The 14,003-nt window shown below is 63.1% G+C and carries 14 protein-coding genes, 1 tRNA gene and 2 pseudogenes; 13 read left to right on the top strand and 4 right to left on the bottom strand.

Annotation, left to right across the window (positions count from 1 at the left end; all coding sequences use genetic code 11):
- Nucleotide 1: 1 nt before the first annotated feature.
- Nucleotides 2-982: an AraC family transcriptional regulator gene (locus QXZ85_RS22090; RefSeq protein WP_315705950.1), complete on the bottom strand. Its 981-nt coding sequence runs from the start codon at nucleotides 980-982 to the stop codon at nucleotides 2-4.
- A gap of 179 nt (nucleotides 983-1,161) precedes the next feature.
- Nucleotides 1,162-1,884, bottom strand: coding sequence for a lipoyl(octanoyl) transferase LipB (gene lipB / locus QXZ85_RS22085; RefSeq protein WP_315705758.1), 723 nt, complete (start codon nucleotides 1,882-1,884; stop codon nucleotides 1,162-1,164).
- Nucleotides 1,885-1,948: 64 nt separating this feature from the next.
- Between lipB and QXZ85_RS22080 the strand changes: the two genes are divergently transcribed.
- The 4 genes from QXZ85_RS22080 (at nucleotide 1,949) to QXZ85_RS22065 (ending at nucleotide 3,733) form a co-directional block, all read left to right on the top strand.
- Entirely contained in the window at nucleotides 1,949-2,191 is a 243-nt protein-coding gene (locus QXZ85_RS22080) for a FliM/FliN family flagellar motor switch protein (RefSeq protein WP_315705759.1), read from the top strand.
- Nucleotides 2,192-2,327: 136 nt separating this feature from the next.
- Nucleotides 2,328-2,412: transfer RNA gene (locus tag QXZ85_RS22075), tRNA-Leu, on the top strand.
- Complete coding sequence (locus QXZ85_RS22070; RefSeq protein WP_316174925.1) at nucleotides 2,371-3,306, top strand: N,N-dimethylformamidase beta subunit family domain-containing protein; 936 nt, start codon at nucleotides 2,371-2,373, stop codon at nucleotides 3,304-3,306. Before QXZ85_RS22075 ends, QXZ85_RS22070 begins: the two co-directional genes overlap by 42 nt.
- The gene (locus QXZ85_RS22065; protein ID WP_316174946.1) at nucleotides 3,188-3,733 is read left to right on the top strand and encodes a DUF3363 domain-containing protein; all 546 of its coding nucleotides are present in this window, start codon (nucleotides 3,188-3,190) and stop codon (nucleotides 3,731-3,733) included. The genes QXZ85_RS22070 and QXZ85_RS22065 overlap by 119 nt, the downstream gene beginning before the upstream one ends.
- A 232-nt stretch (nucleotides 3,734-3,965) precedes the next feature.
- On the opposite strand, the gene QXZ85_RS22060 is transcribed toward QXZ85_RS22065, so the two are convergent.
- Entirely contained in the window at nucleotides 3,966-5,072 is a 1,107-nt protein-coding gene (locus tag QXZ85_RS22060) for a Fic family protein (RefSeq protein ID WP_315766709.1), read from the bottom strand.
- Between the two features lie 212 nt (nucleotides 5,073-5,284).
- On the opposite strand from QXZ85_RS22060, the gene QXZ85_RS22055 reads away from it, so the two are divergent.
- The 6 genes and pseudogenes from QXZ85_RS22055 to QXZ85_RS22030 all read left to right on the top strand — a co-directional run bounded on the left by QXZ85_RS22055 (nucleotide 5,285) and on the right by QXZ85_RS22030 (nucleotide 8,657).
- Nucleotides 5,285-6,484, top strand: coding sequence for a CoxG family protein (locus tag QXZ85_RS22055; protein ID WP_315766710.1), 1,200 nt, complete (start codon nucleotides 5,285-5,287; stop codon nucleotides 6,482-6,484).
- A 136-nt stretch (nucleotides 6,485-6,620) separates the two neighbouring features.
- Nucleotides 6,621-7,436, top strand: coding sequence for a crotonase/enoyl-CoA hydratase family protein (locus QXZ85_RS22050; RefSeq protein WP_315705836.1), 816 nt, complete (start codon nucleotides 6,621-6,623; stop codon nucleotides 7,434-7,436).
- 102 nt (nucleotides 7,437-7,538) lie between these two features.
- A pseudogene (locus QXZ85_RS22045) lies at nucleotides 7,539-7,645 on the top strand (IS630 family transposase); the annotation flags it as partial.
- A gap of 60 nt (nucleotides 7,646-7,705) precedes the next feature.
- Nucleotides 7,706-7,978, top strand: a complete 273-nt coding sequence (locus QXZ85_RS22040) for an ABC transporter substrate binding protein (protein ID WP_315705837.1) — start codon at nucleotides 7,706-7,708, stop codon at nucleotides 7,976-7,978.
- 83 nt (nucleotides 7,979-8,061) lie between these two features.
- A pseudogene (locus tag QXZ85_RS22035) lies at nucleotides 8,062-8,357 on the top strand (NAD(P)/FAD-dependent oxidoreductase); the annotation flags it as partial.
- A 15-nt stretch (nucleotides 8,358-8,372) separates the two neighbouring features.
- Nucleotides 8,373-8,657 (top strand): hypothetical protein, encoded by a 285-nt coding sequence (locus tag QXZ85_RS22030; RefSeq protein ID WP_315729530.1) that lies wholly within the window; start codon nucleotides 8,373-8,375, stop codon nucleotides 8,655-8,657.
- 255 nt (nucleotides 8,658-8,912) lie between these two features.
- Here QXZ85_RS22030 and QXZ85_RS22025 read toward each other — a convergent pair whose 3' ends face one another.
- Nucleotides 8,913-9,713 (bottom strand): DeoR/GlpR family DNA-binding transcription regulator, encoded by an 801-nt coding sequence (locus tag QXZ85_RS22025; protein WP_315705839.1) that lies wholly within the window; start codon nucleotides 9,711-9,713, stop codon nucleotides 8,913-8,915.
- 273 nt (nucleotides 9,714-9,986) lie between these two features.
- Between QXZ85_RS22025 and deoC the strand changes: the two genes are divergently transcribed.
- The 3 genes from deoC (at nucleotide 9,987) to QXZ85_RS22010 (ending at nucleotide 14,001) form a co-directional block, all read left to right on the top strand.
- Entirely contained in the window at nucleotides 9,987-10,982 is a 996-nt protein-coding gene (gene deoC, locus QXZ85_RS22020) for a deoxyribose-phosphate aldolase (protein WP_316174948.1), read from the top strand.
- 10 nt (nucleotides 10,983-10,992) lie between these two features.
- Nucleotides 10,993-13,377 (top strand): aldehyde dehydrogenase family protein, encoded by a 2,385-nt coding sequence (locus QXZ85_RS22015; protein WP_316174926.1) that lies wholly within the window; start codon nucleotides 10,993-10,995, stop codon nucleotides 13,375-13,377.
- 165 nt (nucleotides 13,378-13,542) lie between these two features.
- Nucleotides 13,543-14,001 carry an RbsD/FucU family protein gene (locus tag QXZ85_RS22010; RefSeq protein WP_315705842.1) on the top strand — a complete coding sequence of 153 codons (459 nt, stop codon included), beginning with the start codon at nucleotides 13,543-13,545 and terminating at the stop codon, nucleotides 13,999-14,001.
- The last annotated feature ends 2 nt before the right edge of the window (nucleotides 14,002-14,003 follow it).

Genomic DNA, 14,003 nt, shown 5'->3' with positions numbered 1-14,003 from the left:
TTCAGCGCGGGGATCTGGCTAGCGTCGCCGACGGCAGTTCGCCATAGGTCTCGCGATAGTAGCGAGCGAAGTGCCCGGGATTGACGAAGTTGCAGGCCGCGGCGGCCGATGCCACCGTGATGGCGGGATCGCCAGTGAGCAGCATCTCGCGGGCGCGGCGCAGGCGGACCGATTTGGCGTAGGCGATCGGCGAATAGCCGCGCACGCGCTCGAACGCCCGAAACAGCGAGCGTGCGCTGACGCCGGATTCCGCGACCAGCCGCTCGATCGTCATGGCCTCGCGCCAATTCGCCTCGATGAAGTCCTCCAGCCGCTTGACCAGGCCGAAGTCCGGCATCTGGCCGGGCGCGGCAATCAAGTCCCTGAACTTATGACGGCTCGTGGACAGGAAGGCGATCTGCACGGCGTCTTCGAGTTCGCGATAGACTGCAGGCGCGAAGCCGGACGGATTCTCGTCGAGCTGCCACGCCAGGAACTTGAGCAGTCGGACCAGGCCGCGCGCCTGCGGATCGTCGGCAGCGATAGCGCCCTCGAATTCGTAGTCGGCTCTCGGCTTGACGTCGACCAGCGCAGCGAGGCGCCGCAGCAGTGGCTCCTGCTTGATGCGCAGGGTGAGGCGCTCGTGGCCGCCCTGGCAAACCATCTGCCAGGATACACCGGCCGAGGTGACTGCGTGCTGCCGCTCATTGATATCGGTGACCTGGCGACCGACGCAGGCGAGCCCGCGCCCCTTGAGCGCGATCTGCAGGCGCACGAAATCGGCGGCGAAGGTGTCGGCGACCAGATCGCAGCTCGTGGCCCCGAAGCCGAGTGCGATCGTCTCCAGCTCGACGGCGTTGAGCCGGGCCTGAAGGCCGCCGATGTTGCGCAAATCCAGGCGATCGGCGCCCAACCAGCGCGTCCCGAGTTGCCGCAGTTCCTCGGGGTCAGAGGTCCTGACCAGCGAGAAATGGTGCAGGGGATCAGGATGGGCTTCGCTCATCGTCACGCAGTATCTTCACGCACATGATTCGCGAGGAATTCGCATCGCTCGCGCAGCGGACGCGCGATCTGATCATGCTACATGACGAGGGGATCGCGTCAATTCCGCCGGTCTTGGCGGGCGCAGGTTCCAGGCAACGCGCGTCTCCCGGCCTTGGAACGACCGCAGCGCAGTGAGGCTCACGCCGTTTCCGGCAGTGTGGCGGCGGCCGCACCGAACACCTCGTCGAACGCTTGCCGAAGCGCGATATCGACGTCGGCCATCGCAACGGGATGACCGAGATCGACGAGGCTGGTGACGCCATAGCGCGGATCGACCACGCCGCACGGCACGATCGCTTTGAAATGCGACAGATCGGGATCGACATTGATGGCGATGCCGTGGAACGAGACCCAGCGCTTCAGCCGCACGCCGATCGCGGCGATCTTGTCCTCGTAACCGTCGCCCTTGTCCGGGCGCTTCACCCAGACGCCGACACGGTCCTCGCGCCGCTCGCCGCGCACGTTGAACGCGGCGAGCGTGCGGATGATCAGTTCTTCGAGCGCCGCCACATAGGCGCGGACATCGGGCCGTCGCCGCTTCAGGTCGAGCATTACATAGGCCACACGCTGGCCGGGACCGTGATAGGTGACCTGGCCGCCGCGGCCGGTCGAAATCAGCGGGAAGCGCGAATCGAGCAGGTGCTCGGCCTTGCCCGAGGTGCCGGAGGTGTAAACCGGCGGGTGCTCCAGCAGCCAGACCATCTCCGGCGCCTGGTGGGCCGCGATCGCAGCCACGCGCGCCTCCATGAAGGCGGCGGCCTCGGCATAGTCCACAGGCGCGTCCGAGATGCGCCATTCGACCGCGTCCGCAGAGCGGGCGGCAAAGGTCGTCAGGTCGAGGTTTTCGCGGCTGTTAACCATTGGCTAACCGTAACATGGTGTTCTCTCGGGCAGGAAATCCAGTCGTGACTTCGGTGGTCTTGCAGTGTCAACCCTCGATAAAGTGACCGTCGACCTCATGGTCGTTCTCGGGACCTCCAGCATGCCCATCCACCAGGTTCTGCGCCTGTCGCGCGGTGCCATCATCGAATTGGACGCGACCGAAGCCGACGAGGTCAAGGTGCTGGCCAACAATCTGCCGATCGCCAGCGGCGTGGTCCTGGTCGACCGCAACCGCATCGCGGTCGAGGTCAAGCAGATGCTGCCGAAATCCCCCGGCGGCGCGTAGGCGAGGAAAACCTCCACAAACCTCCCAATTGGGGAGAAGCAGGCCTTGTGGCCCCTGCACCGATTTGTTACATCGGCGCCACTGATCCGGACCGGCCCTGAGGCTGGTTCCTGGGGCCGGTTTCGGCCTTCCCTTCGCGCTCGTGGCGGAATTGGTAGACGCGCTGCCTTGAGGTGGCAGTGGGTAACACCGTGGGGGTTCGAGTCCCTCCGAGCGCACCACCCCCACGTTTAGGGTTGGAATCCTTATACTTTTTTCCGGAAGTTGCTGATCGGCGTCACGCCGACGCGCTGACGGACTGCAATTGGAAGGCGACCAAGGTCGTTACGCTGCCGCGCGAGCTCAAAAGTGGCTGCTATGCCATACGGCTGCGTTCCGGTAGCGGTGAGAGCCTCAGCGAGGAGCACGTTGTTTTTTTCGTGCGACCGGAAAAGCCGCGGGCGCGTATTGCATTCCTATTTCCAACGTTGACCTATCTTGCCTTTGCGAACGAGCGCTTGAGCTTCGACCATCCCGAACGCGAGGCATTGACCGGTCAGCCCGCCGTGCTGTCCGAGATCGATATAGAGATGTACAGGCGATTCGATTTCGGTCTGTCGACCTACGATACGCACGCCGACGGCAGTGGAGTTTGCTACAGCTCCTATCACCGTCCAATCATGAACATGCGGCCGAAATACAGGATGCCGAGCCTCGACGTGCCAATGGGATTGGCTGCGGATCTCTCCGTCATCGCGTGGCTCGATCAGAGCGACTTCGAATACGAGGTTCTGACCGACGAAGACCTGCATCGCGATGGACCGGCGGCATTGTCGCCGTACGCCTGCGTTATCAGCGGTGCTCGGCCCGAATACTACACCGAGCGTATGCTGGACGCGACCGAGGACTATATCGCCGGCGGCGGCCGATACATCTATGCCGGTGGCAACGGATTCAACGCCACGGCAGGTCTTCGCGATGGCGAACCGTGGATCGTGGAGTGTCACCGCCGCGATGATGGATACAAGCCGTGGATATCGCGCTACGGCGAGCACTACATGGCCACGGACGGGATGCGCGGCGACCCGTGGAAAGTGCTCGGACGGGCGACCCAGAAGTGGTCGGGATCGGCCTAGCGCCAGGACGCCGGAGGCGCTCGGCCCTGCCGGAATGGGCGCAGACGTCGAGACCGCGCTGCGGGCCAAACGGCAATGGTTGATCGAGCAGGGTCTGGCCCGTGAGCACGAGGGCCAAATGCGTTACGCGCGCGATCTGCTACGGACGCTGGAGACGATCGAGCTTCGTCGGGCAGCAGCTGACATAACTGTCCAAACCGGGCTTGAACGTCTGGAGGTTGGAACCGGCGACAGCATCAGCGGCGTCTGCAGGCGAATGCTGACACTCAACAGTGGCCGGTTTGCTTTGATCGAGCGCTCCCACGACTTCGCGCTGGTGCCGTGGCGGCCGGTGCTGGAGCGTGCGCGCGGCCAATTGGTCACCGGCCGCGTGGGCGGGGAGGGGATATCCTGGTCCGTCGGGATCAAACGCGGGATCGGACGCTGAAGGACGCTGGGTGTTGCGAGAGCGGGTTCAGTTTCCCCTGAAGCCGTTCGCGCAAATCCTTCCGAATGTCGCACAAGGTGCTGCGATTATTGCTGGTTATGCCATTCTCTTGCGAAGATCGTATAACCCGCGCGCGCGTTTTGGATCCTATCTCCGCCGGCTTGAGGTGGAGCCTCCGCTCTGATGCCACGCCCGAGCTTGCGTCCGATCCCGCGTCCCTTTGCGATTGGCCTCAGGAGGAGACGAGGGAGTAGCTCGTGCTCCGACCACCACCTGGATCCTTGACGAGGACGTCCTGATCAACAAGGCCCTGAATGTCGCGCAACGCCGTGTCAGGCGAGCATTTCTCGATTTTCGCCCATTTGCTCGATGTGAGCTTACCATCGAGACCGTCCAGCAAGCGGTTGAGCATATCCCGCTGCCGATCGTTGATCTGGATTGTGGCGTGCCGTTTCCAGAAATCCGCCTTTTCGAGCACGGCTGCGAGAATGGTTTCGGCTCCAGTGAATGCGCGGTCGAGACAGCCCAGGAACCACTCGAGCCAAGGCGTGATGTCGAGGCTGCCCTTTTGCGTGCTCTCCAGCATGTCATAGTAGGTCTTGCGTTCCGCCCGGATCTGCGCCGACATGCTGTAGAAGCGCTGCGGAATCCCTTCCGAGCGGGCAAGCGACATGTCCGCGATGGCGCGGGCGATACGGCCGTTGCCGTCCTCGAAAGGATGGATCGTCACGAACCAGAGATGGGCGATCGCTGCCTTGATGATCGGATCGATCTTCTCTTCGGCGTTATACCAGTCAAGAAGCCCAGCCATTTCGGCGTTGAGCTTTGCGGCGGGTGGTGCCTCGTAATGGACATGCTCGCGTCCGTAGTCGCCGGAGACCACCTGCATCGCTCCCGCCGAGGCGTCGCGCCAGGCTCCCACGGCGATCTTCTTCATATTGCTGCGGCCAGTTGGACACAGAGACGCATGCCAGCCGAACAGCCTCTCTGCCGTGAGTTCGGTTTTGAATTTCTGGGTGGCGTCGAGCGTCATCTCGACGACGCCTTCGACGTTGCGATCAGCGGACGGCAAGGCGCCCGCGTCCATGCCGAGCCGACGGGCGAGTGACGAGCGCACCATGTCGTTGTCGAGCTTCTCTCCCTCGATCTCGCTGGACTTGAGAACCTCCTCGGTGAGGGTGGTGAGGGCGGCTTCCTCCTGCTGGGGGAAACCAAGGGCCTGCATGCGGCCGATGAGTTGCCCCTGCCGCAGCCGGACAGCTGCAAGCTGCTTGGCCAAGGCAGTGGCATCCCAGGAAAACCGAGGCCATTCAGGCAGCTGATGGATATAGACTGTCATTCTCCGCATTCCTTGCGGAGAATATGGAGGTCTATCCCCGCATCCGCAAGAGTATTCTCCGCAAATCTTGCGGAGAATAAGGTTGGCATTCTCCGCGCGATCGGCCTGAGAACGGTATCATAAAACCGTGGCACTACCCCTTGCGGTTCAGCAAGGTCCCGCGGACTCCGCCGGGAAAGAGGGACGACAGCGGGATCCGCTCCGCTCAGCGAATGTTTCCAGCAAAGATCTGTGTCGGTCAGATCATTGGAGAAAGACTGATCCCCACGCCGATTGGCGCCACCTGGGAGGCGCTCAACGACCCCGAGGCGCTCAAGGCGTGCATTGCGGGGTGCGAGTCGCTGGAAGCCGTGGAGGCGGATACGTTTGTGGCCGTGCTGGCTGCCCGGGTGGGACCTATCAGCGCGCGCTTCAAGGGCATGGCGAGATTGAGCAATATACAACCGCCGAACAGTTATGAGGTGACTTTCGAAGGGCAGGGCGGGATCGCGGGTTTCGGCAAGGGATCGGCGGAGGTCTCGCTCACGGAACAGGGCTATCAGACGCTTCTGCGTTACTCGGCCCGAGCCCAGGTGGGTGGTCGCCTGGCGCAAGTCGGATCGCGCCTGATCGATGCCGCGGTAGGGAAAATCACCGAGGATTTCTTTTCGGCGTTTGAAGCGCGATTGAAGGCGGCATCGGGCAATGAAGCGGCGAACGAAAATTCCGTCCTCCGCCAGTCCTGGGCGTTCGTGCCTTCTCACCAGAGCCAGAGCAATGCCGCGTCGAAGAACGCCGCGCTGGTCTCGCCGCCAGTCCATGCCTTTTTGCGGCCACCCCTGACTCAGACCTTGGTGCACGATGCCAACGTTCAGCGCATGGCCGAGGCGCCGGCAAGGCGGCGCCTTGTCAGGAGGGCGACGCCGATCGAGCTCGTCGGAGAAAGATTGATCGACGCGCCGTTGTTCGTGACTTTCAATGCGCTCAACAATGTTGAAGTGCTCAGGCGCTGCATTCCAGGATGCAAGAGACTGGACCAGGTGCGGGCGCACGTGCTGGAGATCGAGCTGGCGATGGGCGTCGGGCCGCTCAGCCTCGGCCTGGAGGGCACGATTCAAGTGAGTGACGTTCATGTGCCGACCAGTTATGTGCTGTCGTTCAAGGGCAGGCGCGGCACCAAGGGCTCGGGCAAGATTTCGCTGACCGAAGAGGGCAGACAGACCCGCGTGCGCTATGTGCTCCAGGCCGAGATCAGCGGTCATTTGGCCAGAGTGGGTTCGCGGTTGAACGAAATGGTTGCCGCGATCCTTGTCAGGATCTTCGTCTCGGCGTTCAAGGCCCGCCTGCGGGCGGAGGCGGCGGAACTGTCCACTGGTCGGAGCAAGATCGGATCGCCGGCTTCCAAATTGGGGGCGGCATCGTCTGGTGATTAGGGCAATGGTAAAAAGTCCTTGTGCGCCGGACATCCCATTCGTTTGGCTTGTTGGCTCAGTGTGGGGGTGGCGACCGCGCGTCAGATTTTAGCCTGCGATCCTCCATTTCTCCTGCATTGCGAAAAGGCCCATCTTCATGAAGGAAACCAAATTGAGCGATCAGCGAGTCAGCATCAGTGTGGATGACGACGGCGTTGCGGATGTCGCCATGGTTCGGGCCGACAAGATGAATGCGCTGGACGACGCGATGTTTGAGGCGCTTGCCTCCGCAGTCGACCGCCTGCATGCAGACCGGTCGGTGCGCGCCGTCGTCCTGCACGGCGAGGGGCGCGCCTTCTGCGCGGGGCTGGACAAGAGCCTGTTCGATCGGATTGTCGCCCAGGGCGCGGCCGCGATGGGCGATCTCGCCGAACGCACGCATGGCCTCGCCAATCTCTGGCAGCAAGTGTCGTGGGGCTGGCGGGAGCTGCCTGTGCCGGTGATTGCCGCGGTGCACGGTGTCGCATTCGGCGGCGGCCTGCAGATCGCGCTGGGCGCTGACATTCGCTACTTGCATCCCGAGGCGAAGCTCTCCGTGGCTGAGACCAAGTGGGGATTGGTGCCCGACATGGCGGGGTGCGTGATTTTGACGGAGCTCGCGCGTGCGGATGTGGTTCGCGAGTTGGTCTTTGGCGGCCGGGTGGTTTCAGGTGTTGAGGCACTCGCTCTCGGTCTTGCGACACGAGTAAGCGATGACCCCTTGAAGGAAGCTCGCGAGCTTGCGCGGCGGATCGCTGCCCACAACCCGGAGGCCGTTCGTGCAGGCAAACGCCTGCTCAACGCCGCCGCTCCTGTAGACGCCGGGCGGGTGCTGATGGTGGAGTCGTTAGAGCAGCAGCGGCTTCTCGGCAGCTCCAACCAGATCGAAGCCGTGCGGGCCGCAACGGAGAACCGTACGCCCGAATTCCGGTGACGACATCGCGATGCGGTTCGCGCCCCGTCAGAAGTCGTCCACGATTGCCCGTGGCGCGGATGCTGAGCGCCTCGACGGTCTCGCCTGGGTCGAACTGATGATGGCGCCAAACTCCTCTATCTGTCCCCCACCGTCCCGACTTCAATCCGATTGAAAATGCCTTCGCCAAGCTCAAGGCGCATGTGCGAAAGTCCGCCGCGCGCACCCTCCGAGGAACAGGATTGGCTGGACGGAGAGCAATCACCCGTCGGCCCCACCTTGCCAACCTCATGCTTGCCGTCCTGGTTGAGCTGGGCGCGATAACTCTGTTTCCCGAGTTTGCAAAGGTCGGCGGCTTCATGGCCTCCGGTACGAACCTTATCGATCTACTTTATCAAGCAGGCGTTCTGGTCGGGAAGGTTCTTGATGAGACAAAGGCTGAAGACTTGCCGGTCGAGCGGCCGTCGCGGTTTCAACTCGTAGTCGTTCTTAAAACGGCCAAAGCGCTCGGCCTTACCATTCCAACTTCGCTGCTTTTGCGTGCTGACGAAATCGTCGAGTGAGCTTCCGCGGACGGAATGCGATTTCGATGCCGATCAAGGCCAAGGGCGGTGAAACGACTCTGAACAAAACGTGGCGGGAATAGGCGACCATCCGCCTCACCCATGGGCGCGCGGTGGAGCTGCTCCCGGCGTTGAAGCAGAGCCAGATCACGGCGACTTGGGCGAGCTATATCGATTCTACGCCGGATGGAGTGCCTGCCATCGGCGAGCTCGCCGCGCTGCCCGGCCTGATTGTAGCGGCCATGGCTTCGGCATCGCCCCCGGCACCAGCCATCTCATCGCCGATCTTGTCACCGGCGCCACGCCGATCGTCGATCCCGAGCCCCACGAGCCCGCGCGTTTCGCGCGGCATGAGTCCAAGAAGGTCGCAGACTTCTGACGATCGGATGCGACTATGCGAGCGTCTGCCGGAAATGACGTCAGCCGGCTGACCTCACCGGATATCGATCGCTGCGCGAGAGGCGCGATGCGCGCCTTCACGATCGTCGCACCAGAATTCAACGTGTTCGAAATTCAAATCTGTTGCCGTGACGATGTGACCATCCGTAACAACCAATCGCGACGAGGACGGCGTGCGGTTTTGGGTAGCGTTCTTGAAACGTCTCGCAAAACAATGATGCCATCCTTCCCAAAACGGTTTGTCAGCCCGCTGATTTTGTTGGCTTCCCCGCTTCCCTAGCGGGAGCCAGCCAGGTTTGAACCTGCTCGTCCACCCATTTTCCGGCGACGAATTGCGAAGGAGCGGCGGCCTTCGGCGAACTATCGAGACTGACGTTCCGAGTAAGGTTCGCCGGCAGGAAAACAGAGCCTGGGGGCGCGATGTAGCGCCCCCGCTACCAATCGTGGCGATTTCTACGCCAAGCTACGACTGTGATTTTTGCCGAAGATGCGATGACCTCAGCGGCGCGGCAATTTGCCAGGCGAAACGACGGCTTCAGCCCGTCCTGGTTACATACTCGACAGGGAGATGCTTGAATGGCTTGCGGTGTTCGCGCGATACGGCGCCACCAATGATGATTTTGGAGAACGCATGGAGGTCGGCGAAGAAGGCCGGCTTTAGGCTGTCGAGCTTGCTCGCATCGGCAACCAGAATGCTTTCGATCGCCGTTGCCATCGCCGCCTGTTTGACCGCCGTCTCATGAAAATTCGAGCAGCTCGCGCCCCGGGCCGCATGTACGCCGCCCGCCGAGATGAAGGCCTTGTTGATGCCGAGCCTGCGCAAATAGGACAGACCTTCTTCCGATGAGAAGGACTGCGATGAGGGATGATAGAGCCCGCCCACCAAAATCAGCTGCGTGGCGGGACGTCGCGTCACCAGCGCCGCCACGTTCATCGAATAGCAGATCACCGACAGCGACATGCCCTCCGGCAGCACCTCTGCGAGCGACTGCATCGTGGTGCCGCAGTCGATGAAGATGGTGTCGCCGTCCTGCAATGACGCCACCGCCGCGCGACAGGCGAGGCGCTTGTCATGGGTGTGCTGATCGATCTCCTGCTCGAGCGTGTACTTTGCCGCGCTCGGCGCGGCTGCATTCACGACATGGCCGCCAAGGCAGACCAGCGCGGCATCGGATGCTGCGAGATCGCGGCGCACCGTCATCTCGGAGACGTTCAGGAGTTGAGCCGCATCCTTCAGATGCAATGCGCCGTTTTCGGCGATGGCGCGCCGGAGCCGTTCCAGGCGCTGGGCGCGCGCGTCGCGCTGAGCTGCCGCGCCGATGGGGAGGTCGACCATGCTTTTCGATAACCCTGCCTTTGCTGGTTGACAATAGTCTCACATGATGTGAAAAATCCAACAAGAAGACGTTACGAATCTAACAAATCCGCCGGACGCAGAGACCGGCAGCATGGGGAGGCGGCGGCAGAGCCTGCGAATGCAGGGCTCGCAGTCGGGCTTCTTCAGGGAGGAAGCCGATGTTTCGATCCAAACATTCAGTGCGCCGCGCGGCCGGGTAGCAGGAGGCTGCGTTTGATGTCGCAGAGCGCTTCGATACCGGAGGCATCCCGCATGCCGTTGTGCGGACACGAGCGGCCGGTCTCGGTCCAGGCCGCCGCCCTCGCTCGCAATGCAGGCCGAGCCCTCGAGCTAGACTGGATCGACGAAATCAGGGTGAATCTGTCGGCGGCAGAGCGGCGCATCGCGAGCCTGCCGGGCCGGCGCACGGTGAAGAACGAGGCGCAGGCGGCGTGGCTGCTGAAGGCGATCGCCTGCATCGATCTGACCACGCTTAATGGTGACGACACGGCCGGGCGGGTCAAGCGGCTTTGCGCAAAGGCCAGGGCGCCGGTGCGGGCCGATCTTCTCGATGCGCTCGGTTTCGCCGGCCGCAAGCTGCAGACGGGGGCAGTCTGCGTCTACCATCGTTTCGTGGCGACTGCGGTCGAGTCTCTCGACGGCTCCGGCATTCCGGTCGCTGCTGTCTCCACCGGCTTCCCCGCGGGCCTCGTGCCGCACGACGTCAAGCTCAGGGAAATCGAGGCCTCGGTGAACGACGGGGCCGAAGAGATCGACATCGTCATCACCAGGGAGCACGTGCTGACGGGCGACTGGCGCGCGCTATATCAGGAGGTCAGAGACTTCCGTGCCGCTTGCGGGCGGGCGCATCTCAAGACGATTCTCGCTACCGGCGACTTGAAGACTTTGCGCAACGTCGCCAAGGCTTCCATGGTCTGCATGATGGCAGGCGCCGACTTCATCAAGACGTCGACCGGCAAGGAGAGCGTCAATGCGACGCTGCCAGTGTCGCTGGTGATGCTGCGGATGATCCGGAGCTATCACGATCGCACCGGGTTCAAGATCGGTTTCAAGCCCGCCGGCGGCATCTCGACCGCCAAGGATGTGCTCAACTACCAGATCCTGATGAAGGAAGAGCTCGGGCGTGACTGGCTCGAGCCTTCGTTGTTCCGCATCGGTGCGTCCAGCTTGCTCGCCGATATCGAGCGTCAGCTCGAACATCACGTCACCGGTCGTTACTCGGCCTTCAACCGTCATCCCTTGGCATGAGGACCCGGCCGTGACCGTCGCACACTACTACGACACGATGGACTACGGTCCGGCGCCCGAGGCAGATGCCGAGGCGCGAGCGTGGCTCGCCAGGCACGAGGCCCGCTTCGGGCATTTCATCGATGGCGCTTTTGCAGTTCCTTCCGACGGCAAGTACTTCACGACGTCGGAGCCTGCCGCCGGCAAGGCGTTGGCGAAGCTCGCGCAAGGGTCTGCTGCCGACGTCGGCGCGGCCGTCGCCGCGGCGCGCAAGGCGCAGCAGGCATGGCAGAAGCTCGGCGGCCACGGCCGTGCCAGGCATCTCTACGCGCTCGCGAGAATGTTGCAGCGTCATGGCAGGTTGTTTGCAGTCCTGGAGGCGATCGATAACGGCAAGCCACTCCGCGAGACGCGCGATATCGACGTTCCGCTCGCGGCACGGCACTTCCTGCATCATGCCGGCTGGGCTCAGCTCCAGGAGCGCGAATTCGGCGCCTACGCGCCGCTCGGCGTGATCGGGCAGATCATCCCGTGGAATTTCCCGCTGCTGATGCTGGCCTGGAAGATCGCGCCGGCGCTGGCGATGGGCAACACCGTGGTGCTGAAGCCCGCCGAGTTCACCTCGCTCACTGCGCTGCTGTTTGCCGAACTCGCCGCGCAGGCGGGCCTGCCCATGGGTGTGCTCAACGTCGTTACCGGCGACGGCACCACCGGGGCTGCGTTGGTCGCTCAGCAAGGCGTCGACAAGATCGCCTTCACCGGTTCGACCGAAGTCGGCCGGCTGATTCGCCAGGCCACCGCCGGCACGGCCAAGTCGCTGACGTTGGAGCTCGGCGGCAAGTCGCCCTTCATTGTGTTCGACGACGCCGACCTCGATGCCGCCGTGGAAGGAGTGGTCGACGCCATTTTCTTCAATCAGGGGCAGGTGTGCTGCGCCGGCTCGCGGCTGCTGCTGCAGGAAGGTATCGCGGAGACCTTCCGGGAGCGGCTCGTGCGGCGGATGGAGACGCTCCGTGTCGGCCCGCCGCTCGATAAGGCGATCGATATGGGGGCGATAGTCGATCCCGTGCAGCTCGAGCGCATCAGGTCCCTGGTCGAGACCGGTGTGACCGAAGGTGCGCAGAAATATCAGTCGCCGGGCGCGTTGCCGCCGCATGGCTGCTTTTATCCGCCAACCTTGCTGTGGAACGTGCAGCCGTCGTCGACCGTGGCTATCGAGGAGATATTCGGTCCGGTGGCGGTGGCGATGACGTTCCGCACGCCGGACGAGGCCGTGCTGCTCGCCAACAACACGCGCTATGGTCTCGCCGCCAGTATCTGGAGCGAGACCATCGGGCGGGCGCTCGATATCGCGCCAAAGCTGTTGGCGGGCGTGGTCTGGATCAACGCCACCAATCTGTTCGACGCTGGTGTCGGCTTCGGCGGTTATCGCGAATCCGGCTTTGGCCGTGAAGGCGGCCGCGAGGGCATCTACGAGTATCTCAAGCCAGTGGCTTGGAGCGGACGAAAGGCACGCATAGCGCAGCCCGCGCCCAGCGTAGCTGAAGAGCGCGCAGGTTTTGCGCTACCGCCGATCGATCGGACGCCAAAGCTGTTCATCGGCGGCAAGCAGGTCAGGCCTGACGGCAATTACTCGCGCGCGGTGCTGTCGCCTAAGGGAAGACTTCTCGGCGAGGTTGGCGACGGCAATCGCAAGGACATCCGCAACGCGGTGGCGGCAGCGCGCGCTGCCGAAGCGTGGAGCCGGGCGACGGCGCACAACCGTGCGCAGATCCTGTATTACCTGGCCGAAAACATGTCCGCCCGCGGCGACGAACTTGCCGCGCGTATCGCCGCGATGACGGGAGTTACGGCTGTCAAGGCGAAAGCGGAAGTTGATGCTGGAATCGCGCGCTTGTTCAGCTACGGCGCCTGGGCCGACAAGTATGAAGGTGCGGTGCACACGCCGCCGTTGCGCGGCGTCGCGCTCGCCATGCACGAGGCGATCGGGGTAGTCGGCGTCGCCTGTCCAGACGAGGCGCCGCTGCTTGCCCTCATCAGCCTGGTCGCGCCGTTGATCGCGATGGGCAATCGGGTGGTCGTGGTCCCGAGCGAACGGCATCCGCTGGTCGCGACCGATTTCTATCAGGTGCTGGAGACCTCCGACGTTCCGGCCGGCGTGATCAATATCGTCACTGGCCGACGCGACGCCCTGGTCAAGGTGCTGGCTGAGCATGACGATGTCGACGCGCTCTGGGTGTTCGGCTCCAAGCAGGCCGCAACCGACGCAGAGCGGTTGTCCGTCGGCAATCTCAAGCGAACGCTGGTCGATCACGGGCTGCTCACGGACTGGTACGACGCCGCGGCATCCGAAGGTCTCATTTTGCTGCGCCACGCGGTGCAGGTGAAGAATATCTGGATTCCTTATGGCGATTAGTGACGTGACAGAACGGACCTGAGCATGATCCGAACCAGCGGGAGCCGGTGTTCCGAAAGATCATGCTCCAAAAATCGATGAGATCATGATCCGATTTCTTGTCCTCGGATCATGATCGGGACCGCTGAGGTCCCCGCAATGACAAAACAACAGAAGGGAGGGAATATGCTGAAGACCATCGATCCGCTGCTCAACGCCGATGTCCTCTACGCGCTGCGCGCGATGGGCCACGGCGACCGTCTGGTCATCTGCGACACCAACTTCCCGGCCGATTCGATCGCGCGGCAGACTGTGTTTGGCGAGCTGTTGCGTATCGACAATGTCAGTGCTGCGCGCGCTATCCAGGCTGTGCTTTCGGTGATGCCGCTCGACACCTTCGTCGACGATGCCGCGATCCGCATGGAGATCGTCGGTGCGCCAACGGAAGTGCCCCCTGTGCAGCAGGAGGTGCAGGCCGTGGTCGATCGCGCGGAGGCCAGATCCTGGCCCCTGGTCGGCGTCGAGCGTCATGCCTTCTATGAGCAGGCGAAGCGCGCCTATTGCGTGATCGCCACTGGTGAGCGCCGGTTCTACGGCTGCTTCCTGTTCACCAAGGGTGTCATTCCGCCGGAGGCCGCGCAATGACC

Origin of the sequence: Bradyrhizobium sp. SZCCHNGR1005 (genome assembly GCF_032489995.1) — a bacterium.
Lineage (GTDB): Bacteria > Pseudomonadota > Alphaproteobacteria > Rhizobiales > Xanthobacteraceae > Bradyrhizobium.
The sequence above is the reverse complement of the archived record's forward strand: the minus strand, read 5'-3'. Positions and strand labels throughout refer to the sequence as shown.